Genomic DNA, 16,153 nt, shown 5'->3' on the forward strand with positions numbered 1-16,153 from the left:
CACGGGAAGGGGGAGACTAATGAAAAAGATGATGATCCTCACGGGCCTGAGCCTGCTGCTGGGCTGCTACGGGCCAGGTGTCGAGTCCGGTCGCCAGTCCGGTTATGGAGACGGCTTGCCGGCCTCCTCAGTGCGGACGGTAACCACCGCCGTTATGGCAGGCTCGCTCTCGGAGGACGAACGGCAAGGGCTGCTTGCATACCATAACCGGGTGCGAGCCGAGGTGGGCACGTCTCCGCTACGCTGGTCCGCCGACGCCAGCGCCCAGGCCGAACGCTGGGCCCGGGTATTGGCCAAAGGGTGCGACATAGTGCACAGCCAGGGCTCGGGCTTTGGCGAAAACCTGTTTATGGGCACCCTGGGTTACTATGACGTGCTGGACGGCGCCCGCTCCTGGCAGGAGGAAAAGCGCGATTATTCGGGCCAACCACTGACCCGCTCTACCGCCCAGGTGGCCGGCCACTATACCCAGATGGTGTGGCACGACACCCGCGAGCTGGGCTGCGCCAGGTCGATATGCCGCGATAACATGATACTGGTGTGCAACTACTACCCGCCGGGCAACTACCTGGGGGAACGCGCCTATTAGGCCGCATGGCAGAGCAAGGACGGCGAAGGAAGCAGACCTCCCCCTGCCGCCATTAACGTGAGGGGCTGACTCGATATACTCGTTTATTTTTTGTCCTTGCTCACTTCATGGCCGATCACCCCACCGACCACGGCGCCACCAAGGGTACCCAGGGCACTGCCTTCAGTCAGCACGGAGCCGGCAACACCACCGACCCCGGCCCCGATGGCGGTATTACGATCCCGCTCGGACAGGTTACTGCATGCCGCCAGCAGCAGAGTAGCGGCCAAGCCGCCGGCAACCGCTTTCCTGGTGATATTCATACTACTACCTCGACTTTGGCTGGTAATGACAGGGCGTCAACCGTGCGCCCGCCGGGAATACAGAGCCGGCACAGCCAAAGCCAGGGCGCCGCCGCGAAGCTGTCTGTCGTTGCTAATAAGACCTCATATGCATCGCTTTAATTCCCCTGGCCCACCATCAACGGCCGGACTCAGACCCCGCTGACTTCCCCCCGCATGGGCTGCAGCATCAGGCCGCGTACCTGGTCAGGGACAAGATCCAGGGCCAGCAGGTAATGCAGCTTGGCAAACGCCGCCTCCAGGGTGAGATCTGCCCCCGCCGTCACTCCAATACGGGTCAGGCTGTTGCCGGTAGCATAGGTACCCTGATCCACCTTGCCGTACAGGCAGTGGGTACGGTTGACGATCACCTGGCCCCGCTCCACCGCCTGTTCCAGCACCTGCATCAATTCGGTATTGGCATCAGGCGGATTGCCCACGCCAAAGCTAAGCATAACGGCGCCCCGCACCCGCTCATGGTCCAGCAGGGCCCGGGCGGCTCGGGCCGAAATGCCCGGGTACAGGCTGAGCACGGTGACCGCTTCGGCATCAAATTGCGGGATACGGAAACTGAGGGACTCAGCGGGCAACAGCAGGCCACGATTCAGCTCCATGCTGATCCCGGCCACGCCCAGGGGCGCCAGGTTCGGGGAGGCAAAGGCATCCAGCTCGGTAGCCTTGAGCTTGGTGGTTCGGTTACCCCGCAGCAGCCGACCGTTGAAGTAGACACACACTTCCGCCAGCATCGGCGTCATGCACAGATGCAGGCCGTTGATCAGGTTGTCCAGGCCATCGCTGCGCCGCTCACTCAGGGGGATCTGGGAGCCGGTGAGGATCACCGGCTTGTCCTGGCCCTGCAACATGAACGACAGCGCCGAGGCGGTGTAGGCCATGGTGTCGGTACCGTGCAACACCAGAAAACCATCGTAATCCTGCCAGTGCACCACCAGCAGGCCGGCGATCTGGGCCCAGTGAGCCGGGCTCAGATTGGCGCTGTCGATCAACTGGCCGAGCTCTATCACATCGAACTCGGGCAGCTCCGGCTCGCCACTGTCCCACAACCGCCGACGCAGCAGCTCGGCAAATCCGGGAGCCGGCCTGTGGCCGTCGCTGGAAGCCCGGCAGCCGATGGTACCACCGGTGTGCAATATCAGTACCCTGCCCATATCAGGCCCCCATGGGTGCGACCATGGCCGCCGGGCTGAGGACGGCGGCCAGATGTTCTTCACTGAGCAGTTGTTCATGGCGCACCAGCTCGGCGACGGTGGCACCGCTGGTCAGGGCCTGATTGGCGATACGGCTGGCATTGTCGTAGCCGATATGGGGCACCAGGGCAGTGATGATACCGATGCTGTTATGCAGATGTGAGGCACACTGGGCCTCGTTGGCCTGGATGCCGCGGACGCAGCGGGTATCCAGCATGCGGATGGCCTCGCCCAGCATGCGGCTGGAGTTGAGCAGGTTATAGATGATCAACGGCTCCATGGCATTGAGCTGGAGCTGTCCCGCTTCGGCGGCCAGGGTCACCGCCAGATCGGCGCCGATCACCTGGAAGGCGGTCTGGTTCACCGCCTCCGGGATCACCGGGTTGACCTTGCCGGGCATGATCGAGGAGCCGGGCTGCATCGCAGGCAGCTGGATTTCTCCCAGGCCGGTGCGCGGGCCGCTGGACAGCAGGCGTAGGTCGTTGCTGATCTTGGACAGCTTGACCGCCAGCCGCTTGAGCACGCTTGAGAAAGAAACGAAGGCCCCCATGTCCGAGGTGGCCTCCACCAGGTTGTGGGCCAGGCTCACCGGCTGGCCGGAAATGCTCGCCAGATGGGTGACGGCCAGCGCCGCGTATTTGGGATGGGCATTGATGCCGGTGCCGATGGCGGTGCCCCCCAGGTTGACTTCGCACAGCAGGCGGCAGGCATCGTCGATGCGGGCGGCTTCCTCTCCCAGATTGACGGCGAAGGCCTCGAATTCCTGCCCCAGGGTCATGGGCACCGCATCCTGAAGCTGGGTCCGCCCCATCTTGAGGATATGGGCAAATTCCTCGGCCTTGGTCGCAAAAGCCTGCTGCAGCTCGGCGATGGCTTGCTTGAGCGGCTGGGCGGCAAAGACAATGGCCAGCCGGGCTGCCGTGGGATAGGCATCGTTGGTGGACTGGGAGCGGTTAACATCATTGTTGGGGTGCAACTGCCGATACTGGCCGCGGGCATGGCCCAGCTTGCTGAGCGCCAGGTTGGCGATCACCTCGTTGGCATTCATATTGGTGGAGGTCCCCGCCCCGCCCTGGATCAAATCCACCACAAACTGATCGTGCAGCAGGCCGTCCATGATATCGCCGCAGGCGGCCACAATGGCGTCGGCCTTGTGTTCTTCCAGCAGGCCCAACTGGCGGTTGGCCTGAGCGGCGGCGGCCTTGACCATGGCCAGGGCGCGGATCAGTTCGGGAAAATGGCTAATGGGTACCCCGGTAATGGTGAAGTTCTGTTGGGCCCGCTGGGTCTGAATACCATACCAGGCCTGCTCCGGCACTGGCTGTTCACCCAATAAATCCCGCTCGATACGTGTTTGCATTGTTGCTACGCCCTCTCACCCATGTGTTGACTGTGATGCCTATTACAGCAGCGGAGACAGACGCTGAGAATTTGACGCACTGGCTCAATATGACGCTGAGTGGCGCACAAAGTGCATCGAAAAGAGACAGGTGCACCCTGTTGCAGAAAAATGACTTTAGGTACACTGGTGGCAGTTCCAGGGAGCCCATATGCACCAAGATTTCGCCAAAAACCTGCGCCTGCTCTGCAGTTATTACAAGTCTGTGGCCGAGGTATGCCGCAAGCTCAAGATCAACCGGCCCCAGTTCAACCGCTATTTAAGCGGCCGCTATAAGCCATCGGCTCACAGCCTGCGCCGCCTGTGTGATTTCTTCGGGGTTGAAGAGCACGAAATTCTGATGCCCCACAGCCAGTTTGAGCTGCTGATCCAGGTCAGGCCCAAACCCCAGCTGGCGGAAGAGGCGCATCCGGAAACCGCTCACCTGAGCCTGCTGCAGGCCAATTCTCATGGGCTGGAGAAATATCTGGGCTATTACTTCGAGTACCACTATTCCATGGCATTCCCGGGCAAGATCTTGCGCAACCTGGTCTGCCTGCAACGCCGGGGAACCGGCGTCTATTACCAGCGCACCGAGCGCCTGCAACAAAATCCGGGAGAGCGGGTCTACCACAGCAAGTATCTGGGCATGGCCCACCTGCTGGCGGACCGGATTTTCCTAGTCGATTATGAGTCGCTCACCGGCAACCAGATCACCCAGACCATACTGATCCCCACCTTCAAGAGCCGAGTGGGTCGGCTCAGCGGTCTGCGCCTCGGGGCTTCCGCCAGCGGCGAACGCATCCCCAGCTGTACCCGGGTGGTGCTGGAATATCTGGGTCGGCAGGTGGATATTCGCCGTACCCTGGCCCTGTGCAGTACTTTCGAAGCCGACAGCGGCCAGATTTCCCGGTCAATACTCGAAGCCATCGGCAACGATATGGCACCGGGTGAACACCACTTCCGGGCCAGGCATTATTTTTGACTATGCCACCAGCCCCAGCCACAACTGCCGCACCACCACCACATTGGCAAGACTGACCAGAAACAGGAAACAGACATAGACCATGATCAGATAGCGAAAATAGCTGCCCCTGTCATGACGTATACGACCATGACGTTCCTGGTTGTGCCGATGCGCCTGGGCTATCCTGGCGAACAGCCCCAACTCGAAATGCATCAGAAAAATGGTGATCAGCGACAATACCGTGCCCAGCAGGGGAGCGATCAGAATCCAGCCCTGCAAGGCCCGGGTTATATCGGGCTTAAGGTAGGGCACCGCCCCCAGCAACACCACTCCTATGGTGATCTGGAACAGCTTTTTCCAGATATGATCGTGACGATATTTGTATTCGTCCCATAGCAGACTTTCCCATTCATGCCGGTCTTGCACCTGGGGATGCTCCCTTGCTTCCTCGATGGCCGGCAACTATAGCATGGTCCTCATCCCCAGCTCGCTATCCGAAGGCCTGGCAATGTCACCCCGGGAGTAATCACAGACGCCATCCGGGAATATGGTTTCAAGCATGTCCTGATAGGGCGTCATATCGACGTCGCCATAGATGCCCCGGTTCAGGGCCTGCGTCACCGGCATCAGCGCACACTTGAACAGATCCCCGTTCAGAGGGCTGCCCGATACATTGCGGGGAGAGCGATAGGGGGGGAAACGTTGCAGGCAGGCTCCTGCCTGCTGCTCGCCCATCCAGGGTCCGGACCAGACATCCGGGCCCTCGGCGATCAAGTCACCGTCTATGGTCCAGCAGGCATCCTGTGCCGTCGCCGGACGGCGCCCCGTGGTCAGCCATTCATCTAGCAGTGCCAAGGCCTTGTCACTGGGATCGTAGGGCTTCTCGCTCTGCCAGATCAGCATGTTGTCACTATTGCCCCTGGCCTGCTGAATACGCAGCCGGGACGACAGGCTGGCATAGGAATGGTGCATATCCAGCTCGGGATCCAGATAGTGGCGCAAATCGATAATGGGAATATCAATATTACCCAAAAATACATGGCCGGAGTGATAGGCAGCCGCCATGGCACCAGGGTGTCCCTGACTACGCGGCGCCACCCGTACCAGCTTGTACTGATTACGCTCGAAGATCCGCAGCGGTGCGGCGCCCCCCGGTGTTTTCTGTATATTATGATCGCTCCAGATCGACACCCGGGACAGGCTGTCGTCGCCGGTCAGCACCCACAACCGTTCCTGCGTCATGTACCTGGGCGCCTTCCAGCTGCCGATATTGGCATTGATATGCAAAAACTCGGGGATGCTCATATCCCCCTTTTTCAGGGCATCCAGGCCATACTGCACGCCGACATTGTCATGGGTGCGATTGGCGAAACCGTCTTCTCCAACCCCATAGATATGGGCCGCATCATGCCAATGGCTGAAGCGGGCCACCTTGGCCACTTTTGATGTGTAATGCTGGGCCCGATGGGAATAGTGGGGATTGTTGGTCAAGGGGGCCAGGCCGCGCCAGCTCTTGGAGCATTCGGTCGCCCCCGGGGCCAGCTTGGGCAGACGTTGCCCCAGTCCGGCATAGCGGGCCCAGCGGTAATATTTCTTGAAGGGATGCTCGATCTCGCTGCTGGCCGAGACTCCCATCACCAGGCCGCGGTTCTCCTGCACCTTCCAGCGTTTGTTATCCCGGGCGGTAACATCAAAATAATACTCCAGCAGCTCGCAGTCCAGTGCCCAGATACTCTGGGTGATCATGTCCGGATAGCTATAGAGGGGGATCAGGGCATCAAGCAGGCCCGGCTTGTTCTGGGCTATCAGGTATTGCTGCACGGCTCCGCCCGAGCCACCGATGCCTATCGTATAGTCGGGTTTACCGTAACGGGCCACGAACTGGGCCTTGACCATCTCGGCGGTATTGGCCGCCAGCCACATGTTGTAATGGGTGCTGGTGACATTGCCACTGGAGCCGATCAACGCATAGCCCTTGGCCAGCTCGCCCACCCGGCGACTGCTGAGGTGACCCAGGCTCATCTTGCCCTGGCGCTTGCCAATGCCGACCCCGCCCTTGAAATAATAGATCAGCTTGCGGTTCCAGTAGGGACTGCTGGTTCCTTCGACCGGGTCATCGGGGTCGGCCAGCATGGCAATGGCATAGATAAAGCGGTTGATGGTGCCCTGTTCCACCCTCAGTACGAAGGGCAGCCGCTTGCCATCCAGCTCCAGCCAGGCAATGTCCTCCGGCAGCTCACCGGCGGACAGGGCCTTGAAATGATCGCCCTCTGCCACCTTGTAATAATACCCCACCCGAGTTGGCAACAGGCAGTCCCGGCTATGACCCAACAGCCTGCCCTTGTCTTTCTCTCCGTCCACCATCGCATAAACAGGGGTACCTATGCCCTCCTGGTTATCTACCAGCGGTTGGCCCAGGTCAACTTCTTCGGTATCGCAGGAAAACGGATACTGCAGGGGGCCCAGGGAGTCGTCGATGGGGCCGACCTCACCCGGCTGAACGGGAAATTCAAAGCGAGACAGTTCCAGGGGAACCAGTGAAGCATGGGGACCGAGATAGGGGGGCCTGGGGGCGCCCGGATCATAGCCGGGCGGCAAGGCTTCAACCAGCACGTCGGGTGGTGTCGGCTTCAATTCTTTGCCTAATCGGGCTTCTATCTCGCTGCAGCCCGACAGGATTAACAATAAGGGGATGGTCAGCCCCGCCATGGCACAGAGTCGTAGCCAGTCTGAGGGTTTGTTAGCCTTATCCATGGCATATACCTTTCTTCGTCCACCTTGGTTAATAGTAGTCAATAGATGTGAGCCAGATCTAAGTTCCCGGACGGAAAAAATAGTTGCGGATAACAACAATGTGGATATAGTTGCTCCTCACAACAAAGGAGTAGCTATGGATCAGATAAGCGCCCTGCGCAGCCATTCCCGCACCCTGGTCAGGGAGCTGGGCATGCTGGATCAACACTGTGGCCGGGTGGATTTGTCTCCGGTACAGGCCCACCTGTTGATCGAGCTGGACAAGGGCCCACTCAATATCAATCAACTGGCCGAACGCCTGCGGGTAGACAAGTCCAACGCCAGCCGGCCCTTGGCCCGCCTTGCCAAGCTGGGACTGGTGGATTACCTGGATAACCCCGACGACGGTCGCAGCAAGCTGGTCCGGCTCACCTCACCGGGGCGCCAAAAACTGGCGGCGCTGCACCGGGAAATGAATGACTACGTGGCCCGGGCCCTGGCCCAGCTCAGTCCCCGGGAACAAGATATTGTCAGCCAGGGGCTGGCCCTCTATGGTCGCGCCCTGACCCGCAGCCGGCAACAGCAAAACCTGCTCATCACGCCGTTGCAGGCGGAGCACAATGCCGCCCTGGCCGCCCTGATCCGCGCGGTTTCCGCCGAATATGGACTAACCGCCGATCGCGGCTTCAGCGTGGCCGATCCGCAGCTGGATAACCTGTTTGACTTTTATCAGGGCAAGGGGAAAGGCTACTGGGTAGTGAAGGATGAAGAGGGACGCTTGCTGGGCGGTACCGGCATAGGTCCGGTGGCGGCCAGTGCCGACACCTGTGAATTGCAGAAAATGTATCTGGCGGCCAACGGTCGCGGACTGGGGCTGGGCAAGCGGCTGGCCCTGCATGCCCTGACCCGGGCCAGGGAGATGGGCTACCGACGTTGTTACCTGGAAACCACCGCCTGCCTGGGCGAGGCGCTGGCGCTCTACCGGGGCCTGGGTTTCCGGCCCTGCCCGCGGCTGGGTAACAGCGGCCACCATGACTGCGAAATCACCCTGGGGCTGGAACTGACCGACACCGCTGGTTGATTAGCCTGGCCTGTGTCGGGTCATTGCGGCTTGCTACCCCATAGCTCCTTCAGCCGCTGATCGCGACCGCACTGATAACGGTAGAACTTGTAGCGCAGCGGATTTTTAAGGTAGTAGTCCTGATGGTACTCTTCTGCCGGGTAGAAGGTTGAGGCCGCCTCGATTTCGGTCACTATGGGCCCGGGCAGCTGGCCGGCGTCGATCAATGCCTGCCTGGACTGCTCCGCCAACTGCCGTTGCGCCAGGCTCCGGTAATAGATGGCGCTGCGATATTGGCTGCCCTGGTCACAGAACTGGCGATTGGCGGTGACCGGGTCGATATTGCGCCAGAACACCCGCAGTAATTCCCGGTAACTTATCGTGCTCGGATCATAGACGACCCTTACCGCTTCCGCATGACCGGTCTCCCCGGCGGAGACTTGCCGATAGCTTGGATTCAGCTTGTGGCCCCCCGTATAACCGGAGGTGGTGGAGAGCACCCCGTCCAGCTTGTCGAAGGGGGGCTCCATGCACCAGAAGCAACCACCGGCAAAGATGGCCACCGAGGTATCGGAGCCTGCCGACTCGGCCTGTACCAGGCCGGAACACAACAGGATAGCCAGGGTGGCGAGGTGTGGAGTATGTTTCATCGATGGCTCCCCGAGCTGGTGCTGCTCAAGATCAAGTCCGTATCCAGTTGACCGTGAACAGACGCCTGTCGTTTCACCGACAATGTGCCGCCGACAGGGCTTCCTTGTCGGATACCAGGGGCGTTACTCCTCGAAGTAGGTGCCCCAGCCATCGTATTCGATACCGTACTTGGCGGCGATCGGCAGCAATAACCGGATCTGTGCGCCGATGGCATCTTCGGTCAGGGGGGCGTCGCCGACGGCATCGAAGCAGAGCAGGGTCTGGCCCCGCTCCAGGGTCAGCTCTTCCGCATCCGTCACCTCGAAACCGGCCTTGAAGCAGTCCACCGCAGCCTTTTCCAGCCGGTTGAAATCGGCGCCGGAAAAGTGATGCTCGATCGTGTATTCCGCATCCGGGTTACTGCCGTCTTCCAGCAGGGATTCGATAATGTCACGGGTCTCTTGCTGCCAGTCGATGGGCTCGCTCATAAGGGCTCCTGGGCCGTCTACGGTAAAATGATTGCCAAGCTTAGGGCCGACGCGCTTCTGTGTCCAGCACCGCAATACGCTCGGCGATCAGCTGCCGGCTGTGCTTCAGCAGCTCGCGGATCTGGGTGCTTTTATAGTCCTCTATATGGATCGGCGGCATCACCTCTATGATCAGTTCGCCATTATCCCAGCGATTGAGATCGACCTGCCCGAAATAGCTGGAGCAGGCGATGGGTACAATCGGCACCCCGGCCTGCAGGGCAATGTGAAAGGCCCCCGTTTTGAACGGCAGCAGGCCCTTGCCCTGGCTGCGGGTACCTTCCGGAAACATCCAGATAGACATGTTGCGATGGCGGATCTTGTCTACCACCTTACCGATGGTGCTCGCCGCCTTGGCCTTGTTTTCCCGGTTGATCAGCAGGTTGCCGCTGAGCCAGAACAGCTGGCCGAACAGCGGGATCCAGAACAGGCTGTTCTTGCCGATGGCCACGGTGCGCGGCATCACTACCCCCGGTAGGGTAACTATATCCCAGTTGCTCTGGTGGTTGGCGATAAAGACGGCCGAATGCAGCCCCCTGGCCTGTTCGGCGACGCGGATGCGGACCTTCAGGCCGATCAATGGACAGGCCAGATGAAACAGCCGGCCCAGCAGGTGAACATTGTTGGGGTGACGGGGCCGCAGCAGACAAAGCAGGGTGCCCAATACAAATACCACGACCATGGCCAGGCCAAGCAGCAACAGCCTAAGCAGCTTTAACATGAAGGATCCTCAGGGTTTGGGAGACGGCAGTATACTGGCGGGATTTTGGGTGAACAAGTGTAGCCCCAGTGGTCAGATAAGCAGGGACAATCCCCGGCCTGGGCCGGGGATCTCAAGGGCTTAGCTTAACCGGCCATGGCACTGCTTGTATTTCTTGCCGGAGCCGCAGGGGCAGGGATCATTGCGCCCCACCTTGGCGCCGTCACGTACGAAGGTATCCCCGGCTGCAGAGGCGCTGGCTGAAGAGGCGCCTGCCACAGCGGGCTCATTCGCCAACTGATTCTCGGCCTGGGCATGGCTGAAGCTTTGCGGGATACGTTCAGCCGCCTCGCGACGCTGGGCCTCGGCGGCTTCCACTTCTTCCTGGCTCTGCACCTTGACCCGACTAAGGATGCTGACCACCTCCCGCTTGAGACTGTCGAGCATGCCGGTGAACAGCTCGAACGACTCGCGCTTGTATTCCTGCTTGGGATTCTTCTGGGCATAGCCACGCAGGTGAATGCCCTGGCGCAGGTGGTCCATTGCCGCCAAGTGTTCTTTCCACAGGCCGTCCAGGGTCTGCAGCATCACCGAGGTCTCGAACTGCCGCAGCACCTCGGCACCGACCACAGCCTCTTTCTGTCGATAAGCGGCGGCCGCTTCCTCTAGGATTTTCTCCCGCAGCTTCTCCTCGTGCATGCGCTCATCGGCCGACAGCCACTCGCCGAGCGGTAGCTCAAGGGCAAAGTCGGCCTTAAGCCGTTGCTCCAGGGCGGGCACATCCCACATCTCTTCCAGTGACTGGGGCGGAATGTATTCATCGATGACACCATTGAACACGTCTTCCCGGATCACTTCGATGGTTTCCTTAATATCGCCGGTGTCCAGCAGCTCATTACGCTGCTCGTACACCACCTTACGCTGGTCATTGGCCACATCGTCAAATTCCAGCAGGTTCTTACGGATATCGAAGTTGCGGGTTTCCACCTTACGCTGGGCGTTTTCGATGGCACGGGTCACCCAGGGATGCTCGATGGCCTCGCCTTCTTCCATGCCCAGTTTTTTCATCATGCCGGTGACCCGATCGGAGGCGAAGATCCGCATCAACGCATCTTCCATCGACAGGTAGAAACGACTGGAACCCGGATCGCCCTGACGGCCTGCCCGACCGCGCAACTGGTTGTCGATGCGGCGGGATTCATGGCGCTCGGTACCTATGATATGCAGGCCGCCGGCCTTGATCACCGCCTCGTGGCGCTGCTGCCAGTCGGCCTTGATGGCGGCAATCTGTTCGCTGCTCGGGTTGTCCAGCGCCTCTATCTCCGCCAGCCAGTTGCCCCCCAGCACGATATCGGTCCCCCGCCCGGCCATATTGGTGGCGATGGTCACGGTACCTGCCTGGCCCGCCTGGGCGATGATTTCCGCCTCCTGGGCGTGGAACTTGGCATTCAGCACTCGGTGCTTGATGCCTTCCTGCTCGAGAATGCGCGACAGCAGCTCGGAGTTTTCGATAGATACGGTACCCACCAGTGCCGGCTGACCCCGCTCGACACAATCCTTGATGTCGGCCACGATGGCCTGATATTTCTCGGCGGCGGTCAGGTATACCAGGTCGCCCATGTCCTTGCGGATCATGGGCCTGTTGGTCGGCACCACCACGGTATCAAGGCCATAAATATGCTGGAATTCGAAGGCTTCGGTATCGGCGGTCCCCGTCATGCCGGCCAGCTTGTCATACAGGCGGAAAAAGTTCTGGAAGGTGATCGAGGCCAGGGTCTGGTTTTCATTCTGAATCTTGACCCCCTCCTTGGCTTCCACTGCCTGATGCAGGCCTTCGGACCAGCGACGCCCCGGCATGGTGCGGCCGGTATGCTCATCGACGATCACCACCTCGTTGTTCTGCACTATGTAATCCACATTGCGCTCGAACAGGGTATGGGCACGCAGCCCGGCGTTGACGTGGGCCAGCAGTATGATATTACTGGCGGAGAACAGGGAGTCGTCCTCGTTCAACAGGCCCATGCGCTTGAGCTCTTCTTCCACGAAGATCTGGCCGTTTTCGGTCAGCAGTGCCTGCTTGTTCTTTTCGTCGACCGTGTAATGACCATCCCCCTGGTATTCTTCGGAGTCTTCCTTGTCCTGTTTGACCAGCTTGGGGATCAAGGTATTCATGCGGGTATACAGCTCCGAGCTGTCTTCCGCCGGCCCCGAGATAATCAGGGGAGTTCTGGCTTCATCGATCAACACGGAGTCGACTTCATCCACCAGCGCATAGTAGAGCGGACGCTGAACCCGCTGCTCCGGCGAGAAGGCCATATTGTCGCGCAGATAATCGAAGCCGAACTCGTTGTTGGTACCATAGGTGATATCGGCGGCATAGGCGGCCTTCTTTTCCTGGGGACCCATGCCTGGCAGGTTGCAGCCCACGCTCAGGCCGAGAAACTCGAACAGCGGCCGGTTGGTCTCCGCATCGCGGCGAGCCAGATAGTCGTTGACCGTCACCACATGCACGCCACGGCCGGTCAGGGCATTGAGGTAGACCGGCAGGGTCGCGGTCAGGGTCTTACCCTCACCGGTTTTCATCTCTGCTATCTGGTTGTTGTGTAACACCATGCCACCGAGCAGCTGTACATCGAAGTGGCGCATCTCGAACACCCGCTTGGAAGCCTCGCGTACGGTGGCAAAGGCCTCCGGCAACAGAGCCTCCAGGGTTTCGCCCTGCTCCAGCCGGTTGCGGAACTCGGCCGTCTTGGCCTGCAGCTCGGCGTCGGACAGGGCCTCGAACTTGGGCTCCATGGCATTGATTTCATTTACTACTTTACGCAACCGCTTGAGCGTTCTGTCATTACGGCTACCGATTATCTTGGTGAATAATTTGGTAATCATGCTTGGCCAATTAGGATGTTGGAAAATACCCCCCGCCGTGAGCGGGGTCGAAAATTTACTGGGGCAAGAAGCGCGCCGGATCCAGCCGCTTGTTCCCTTTTAACACTTCATAATGCAGATGCACGCCGGTCGTCCGGCCGGTGCGGCCCATCAGGGCTATCAGCTGTCCATTTTCCACCTTGTCACCGACGCTGACCAGCTGTTTGTCCAGGTGCGCATAACGGGTGGTCCAGCCCTGCCCGTGGTTCAGTTCTATCATGCGGCCATAGGCCGGGTGTTCGGTCACCAGGCTGACGATCCCGGCGCCGGTCGCCGCGATGGGGGTGCCCAGCTCACCTGAAAAATCAATTCCGCTGTGCCATCGGCCCTGACCGGTAAAGGGATCCCTCCGGTTGCCGAAAGTGGAACTCAGCCGGCCCTGACCGGTGGGCACCGGGTGGCCATGCACCTGGGTAATTTCGTTTATATGGAGATTCAGCAGTAGAGATTCAAGGGTGGACAGCGCCCGCCCCTGCTCCCTGGCCTGGCTCGCCAGCAGATTCAGAGCCATATTCAGTTCGGCAAAACCACTGAAGGAGCGCTGCAGCAGGCCACTGTCAAAGATTTTGCCGGTTGCCAGTTCATCCCCCAGGGCATAATCCTGCTGCAGCCGCTGGCTCAGGCTGGCCACCTGACCCAGTTCGGCCTGCAGCTGTCCCAGCCGTCTGCCGATGCGGGACAGTTGTTGCTGCTGGCCGCGCCGCTGTTGTTCCAGCTGTTGTACCAGGCGGGCATTGTTGTCCTGAACGGCCTGCCACTGACTGTAGCAATACAAGGCCAGTGAAATGGCCACCAGCAGGGCAATACAGAGGGCGCCGAGGGGACGCAGGAACATGGCCTGGGCCGGGGGGAAAACACTGGCTGTCATGGGCGTATTCTGGAAAAACCAAAAGGAACGCCGGCGCGGAGAGAAGGCCGGCGTGGGTGGATTAAATTCAGGCCAGGTTAAGCGCCGTATCGTAGTAACGGATTGGCGATTCGGCCCCGGCTTCGCCGAAGGTCACCAGCTCCCAGGCTTCCTGATTGGCAAGCAGGGCTCGTAACAGGCTGTTGTTGAGGGCATGACCCGTCTTGTAGGCTCGGAACTCGCCCAGGATACTGTGGTTGCACATGTAAAGATCACCGATGGCATCCAGCATCTTGTGTTTGACGAACTCGTTTGGATAACGCAGGCCATCATCGTTCAGTACCCGGTAGTCATCGAGCACCACGGCGTTTTCCAGGCTGCCGCCCAAGGCCAGGTTCTGGGAGTGCAGGTATTCGATATCCCGCATAAAGCCAAAGGTACGGGCCCGGCTCAGTTCCTTGACGAAGGCGGCGCCGGAAAAATCCAGTACCAGCTGCTGGCTCTTGCCTTCGAATACCGGATGCTTGAAATCGATGGTCAGATCCAGCTTGAAGCCACGGCGGGCGGGCCGGAACTCGGCCCATTTGTCCCCATCCTCGACGCGTACCGGTTGCTTGATGCGAATAAACTGCTTCAGGGCATTCAGCTCGCGGATGCCGCCGGACTGCAGCAGGTAGATAAAGGGATGCGAACTGCCGTCCATCACCGGCACCTCGGGGGCATCCACCTCAATATAGAGGTTATCGATGCCCAGGCCGGCCAATGCCGCCGACAGGTGTTCGATGGTCGACACCCGAACGCCCTGCTCATTGACCAGGGCGGTACAGAGCATGGTATCTCTGACCAGGTCGGCATCGGCACGGATCTCCACCTGGGGATCCAGATCGGTGCGACGAAACACTATTCCTGTGTTGGCCGGGGCGGGCACAAATGTCATTTGCACCTTGTGACCGGAGTGCAGGCCGATTCCGGTTGCCTGCACGGTATTCTTCAGGGTTCGTTGTCTAATCATACGCTTGTCCGCCAACAATAGGGCCTAAGTCCGCACCAATTAATATGGTCGGACATGTTAGCACAACCTTTGACCTACGCCAATTGAGCGCCTTTTCAGCCTCTCAGTCGGCCTGTTTGCGCAGAAATGCCGGTATATCCAGATAATCCAGATCGGGCTTGACCTGGGTCGCATCTGAATTCACCGCCACCTTGCCAACCTGCTCTTCCCGCTGGGTTTCCAGGCGACGCATGCCGTTGTCATCCCGGGCCGGGCTGGACTTGACCAGGGTTATATCGGGCTTGCGCTCGGCACCGATGCCGGTCGCCACCACGGTAACCCGCAGCTCGTCGGAGATTTCCGGATCCAGAACCGTACCCACCACCACGGTGGCATTTTCGGACGCGAAGGCCTTGACCGCGTTGCCCACGGTTTCAAACTCTTCGATGGTCATATCCAGGCCGGCGGTAATGTTAACCAGTATGCCGCGGGCACCGGCCAGATCCACATCTTCCAGCAGCGGACTGGAAATGGCTTTTTCGGCGGCTTCCTCGGCCCTGTCTTCACCGGTGGCGGAACCGGTACCCATCATGGCGGTACCCATTTCCCGCATCACGGTACGCACATCGGCAAAGTCGACGTTGATCAAGCCCGGACGGGTGATCAGCTCGGCGATACCCTGTACCGCGCCCAGCAGCACATTGTTGGCCGCCTTGAAGGCGTCCAGCAGGGAAATGCCCCGCCCCAGCACCTTCAGCAACTTGTCGTTGGGGATGGTGATCAGCGAGTCGACATGCTTGGCCAGCTCGTTGATCCCCTGCTGGGCATAGCTCAAGCGTTTCTTGCCCTCGAAGGCGAACGGTTTGGTGACCACCGCCACCGTCAGTATGCCCAGTTCCTTGGCCACTTCCGCCACTACGGGCGCCGCCCCGGTACCAGTGCCACCGCCCATACCGGCGGCAATAAACACCATGTCGGCCCCTTCCAGCAGGTCGCGGATGGCGTCCCTGTCTTCCAGCGCCGCATCGCGACCGACTTCCGGGTTGGCGCCTGCTCCCAGGCCCTTGGTAATGGCGCTGCCCACCTGCAGGGTGGTATTGGCGCTGGAGTTACGCAAGGCCTGGGCATCGGTATTGATGGCCAGAAACTCTACCCCTTCGAGGTTTTCCCGCACCATATGTTCCACGGCATTACCGCCGCCGCCACCGACACCCACTACCTTGATGACGGCTTCCTGCTCATGATCATTCATCAGTTCAAACATAAGTCTCTCTCCGCTTT

At 60.0% G+C, this 16,153-nt stretch carries 15 protein-coding genes; 3 read left to right on the plus strand and 12 right to left on the minus strand.

The window, feature by feature from the left end; translation table 11 throughout:
• Positions 1–19 precede the first annotated feature (19 nt).
• Positions 20–589 (plus strand): CAP domain-containing protein, encoded by a 570-nt coding sequence (locus DCS96_RS14930; protein WP_232818288.1) that lies wholly within the window; start codon positions 20–22, stop codon positions 587–589.
• Between the two features lie 83 nt (positions 590–672).
• On the opposite strand, the gene DCS96_RS14935 is transcribed toward DCS96_RS14930, so the two are convergent.
• The 3 genes from DCS96_RS14935 to DCS96_RS14945 all read right to left on the minus strand — a co-directional run bounded on the left by DCS96_RS14935 (position 673) and on the right by DCS96_RS14945 (position 3,474).
• Positions 673–891, minus strand: coding sequence for a glycine zipper 2TM domain-containing protein (locus DCS96_RS14935; protein WP_116475198.1), 219 nt, complete (start codon positions 889–891; stop codon positions 673–675).
• Positions 892–1,061: 170 nt separating this feature from the next.
• Entirely contained in the window at positions 1,062–2,075 is a 1,014-nt protein-coding gene (locus DCS96_RS14940) for a type I asparaginase (protein WP_116475199.1), read from the minus strand.
• A 1-nt stretch (position 2,076) separates the two neighbouring features.
• Positions 2,077–3,474, minus strand: a complete 1,398-nt coding sequence (locus DCS96_RS14945; protein ID WP_116475200.1) for an aspartate ammonia-lyase — start codon at positions 3,472–3,474, stop codon at positions 2,077–2,079.
• 190 nt (positions 3,475–3,664) lie between these two features.
• Between DCS96_RS14945 and DCS96_RS14950 the strand changes: the two genes are divergently transcribed.
• Entirely contained in the window at positions 3,665–4,477 is an 813-nt protein-coding gene (locus DCS96_RS14950) for a helix-turn-helix domain-containing protein (RefSeq protein WP_116475201.1), read from the plus strand.
• Here the strand turns inward: DCS96_RS14950 and DCS96_RS14955 are convergent, their stop codons facing one another.
• Positions 4,478–4,885, minus strand: coding sequence for a hypothetical protein (locus DCS96_RS14955; protein ID WP_116475267.1), 408 nt, complete (start codon positions 4,883–4,885; stop codon positions 4,478–4,480).
• Between the two features lie 36 nt (positions 4,886–4,921).
• Positions 4,922–7,213, minus strand: coding sequence for a DUF6351 family protein (locus DCS96_RS14960; protein WP_116475202.1), 2,292 nt, complete (start codon positions 7,211–7,213; stop codon positions 4,922–4,924).
• Between the two features lie 136 nt (positions 7,214–7,349).
• Here DCS96_RS14960 and DCS96_RS14965 point away from each other — a divergent pair, with 136 nt between their 5' ends.
• Positions 7,350–8,273 (plus strand): bifunctional helix-turn-helix transcriptional regulator/GNAT family N-acetyltransferase, encoded by a 924-nt coding sequence (locus tag DCS96_RS14965; protein ID WP_116475203.1) that lies wholly within the window; start codon positions 7,350–7,352, stop codon positions 8,271–8,273.
• A 20-nt stretch (positions 8,274–8,293) separates the two neighbouring features.
• Here DCS96_RS14965 and msrA read toward each other — a convergent pair whose 3' ends face one another.
• The 7 genes from msrA to ftsZ form a co-directional block, all read right to left on the minus strand.
• Positions 8,294–8,902 (minus strand): peptide-methionine (S)-S-oxide reductase MsrA, encoded by a 609-nt coding sequence (gene msrA / locus DCS96_RS14970; protein WP_116475204.1) that lies wholly within the window; start codon positions 8,900–8,902, stop codon positions 8,294–8,296.
• A 123-nt stretch (positions 8,903–9,025) separates the two neighbouring features.
• Positions 9,026–9,370: a ribonuclease E inhibitor RraB gene (gene rraB, locus DCS96_RS14975; RefSeq protein WP_116475205.1), complete on the minus strand. Its 345-nt coding sequence runs from the start codon at positions 9,368–9,370 to the stop codon at positions 9,026–9,028.
• 40 nt (positions 9,371–9,410) lie between these two features.
• Complete coding sequence (locus DCS96_RS14980) at positions 9,411–10,130, minus strand: 1-acylglycerol-3-phosphate O-acyltransferase (RefSeq protein WP_116475206.1); 720 nt, start codon at positions 10,128–10,130, stop codon at positions 9,411–9,413.
• A gap of 120 nt (positions 10,131–10,250) precedes the next feature.
• Positions 10,251–12,995, minus strand: coding sequence for a preprotein translocase subunit SecA (secA, locus tag DCS96_RS14985; RefSeq protein WP_116475207.1), 2,745 nt, complete (start codon positions 12,993–12,995; stop codon positions 10,251–10,253).
• Positions 12,996–13,050: 55 nt separating this feature from the next.
• On the minus strand, positions 13,051–13,902 hold the full coding sequence (locus DCS96_RS14990) for a M23 family metallopeptidase (protein ID WP_116475208.1): 852 nt from the start codon (positions 13,900–13,902) through the stop codon (positions 13,051–13,053).
• Between the two features lie 67 nt (positions 13,903–13,969).
• Positions 13,970–14,893, minus strand: coding sequence for a UDP-3-O-acyl-N-acetylglucosamine deacetylase (lpxC, locus tag DCS96_RS14995; RefSeq protein ID WP_116475209.1), 924 nt, complete (start codon positions 14,891–14,893; stop codon positions 13,970–13,972).
• A gap of 103 nt (positions 14,894–14,996) precedes the next feature.
• A complete protein-coding gene (gene ftsZ / locus DCS96_RS15000; protein WP_116475210.1) occupies positions 14,997–16,136 on the minus strand; it encodes a cell division protein FtsZ in 1,140 nt (379 codons plus the stop codon).
• Positions 16,137–16,153 lie beyond the last annotated feature (17 nt).

Source organism: Zobellella maritima, from assembly GCF_003075035.1.
Taxonomy (GTDB): domain Bacteria; phylum Pseudomonadota; class Gammaproteobacteria; order Enterobacterales; family Aeromonadaceae; genus Oceanimonas; species Oceanimonas maritima.

What these genes read in the sequence shown, in the direction of transcription:
- DCS96_RS14930 (WP_232818288.1), top strand. Translation starts at nt 20, where the DNA reads ATGAAAAAGATGATGATCCTCACGGGCCTGAGCCTGCTGCTGGGCTGC.
- DCS96_RS14935 (WP_116475198.1), bottom strand. Translation starts at nt 891, where the DNA reads ATGAATATCACCAGGAAAGCGGTTGCCGGCGGCTTGGCCGCTACTCTG.
- DCS96_RS14940 (WP_116475199.1), bottom strand. Translation starts at nt 2,075, where the DNA reads ATGGGCAGGGTACTGATATTGCACACCGGTGGTACCATCGGCTGCCGG.
- DCS96_RS14945 (WP_116475200.1), bottom strand. Translation starts at nt 3,474, where the DNA reads ATGCAAACACGTATCGAGCGGGATTTATTGGGTGAACAGCCAGTGCCG.
- DCS96_RS14950 (WP_116475201.1), top strand. Translation starts at nt 3,665, where the DNA reads ATGCACCAAGATTTCGCCAAAAACCTGCGCCTGCTCTGCAGTTATTAC.
- DCS96_RS14960 (WP_116475202.1), bottom strand. Translation starts at nt 7,213, where the DNA reads ATGGATAAGGCTAACAAACCCTCAGACTGGCTACGACTCTGTGCCATG.
- DCS96_RS14965 (WP_116475203.1), top strand. Translation starts at nt 7,350, where the DNA reads ATGGATCAGATAAGCGCCCTGCGCAGCCATTCCCGCACCCTGGTCAGG.
- msrA (WP_116475204.1), bottom strand. Translation starts at nt 8,902, where the DNA reads ATGAAACATACTCCACACCTCGCCACCCTGGCTATCCTGTTGTGTTCC.
- rraB (WP_116475205.1), bottom strand. Translation starts at nt 9,370, where the DNA reads ATGAGCGAGCCCATCGACTGGCAGCAAGAGACCCGTGACATTATCGAA.
- DCS96_RS14980 (WP_116475206.1), bottom strand. Translation starts at nt 10,130, where the DNA reads ATGTTAAAGCTGCTTAGGCTGTTGCTGCTTGGCCTGGCCATGGTCGTG.
- secA (WP_116475207.1), bottom strand. Translation starts at nt 12,995, where the DNA reads ATGATTACCAAATTATTCACCAAGATAATCGGTAGCCGTAATGACAGA.
- DCS96_RS14990 (WP_116475208.1), bottom strand. Translation starts at nt 13,902, where the DNA reads ATGACAGCCAGTGTTTTCCCCCCGGCCCAGGCCATGTTCCTGCGTCCC.
- lpxC (WP_116475209.1), bottom strand. Translation starts at nt 14,893, where the DNA reads ATGATTAGACAACGAACCCTGAAGAATACCGTGCAGGCAACCGGAATC.
- ftsZ (WP_116475210.1), bottom strand. Translation starts at nt 16,136, where the DNA reads ATGTTTGAACTGATGAATGATCATGAGCAGGAAGCCGTCATCAAGGTA.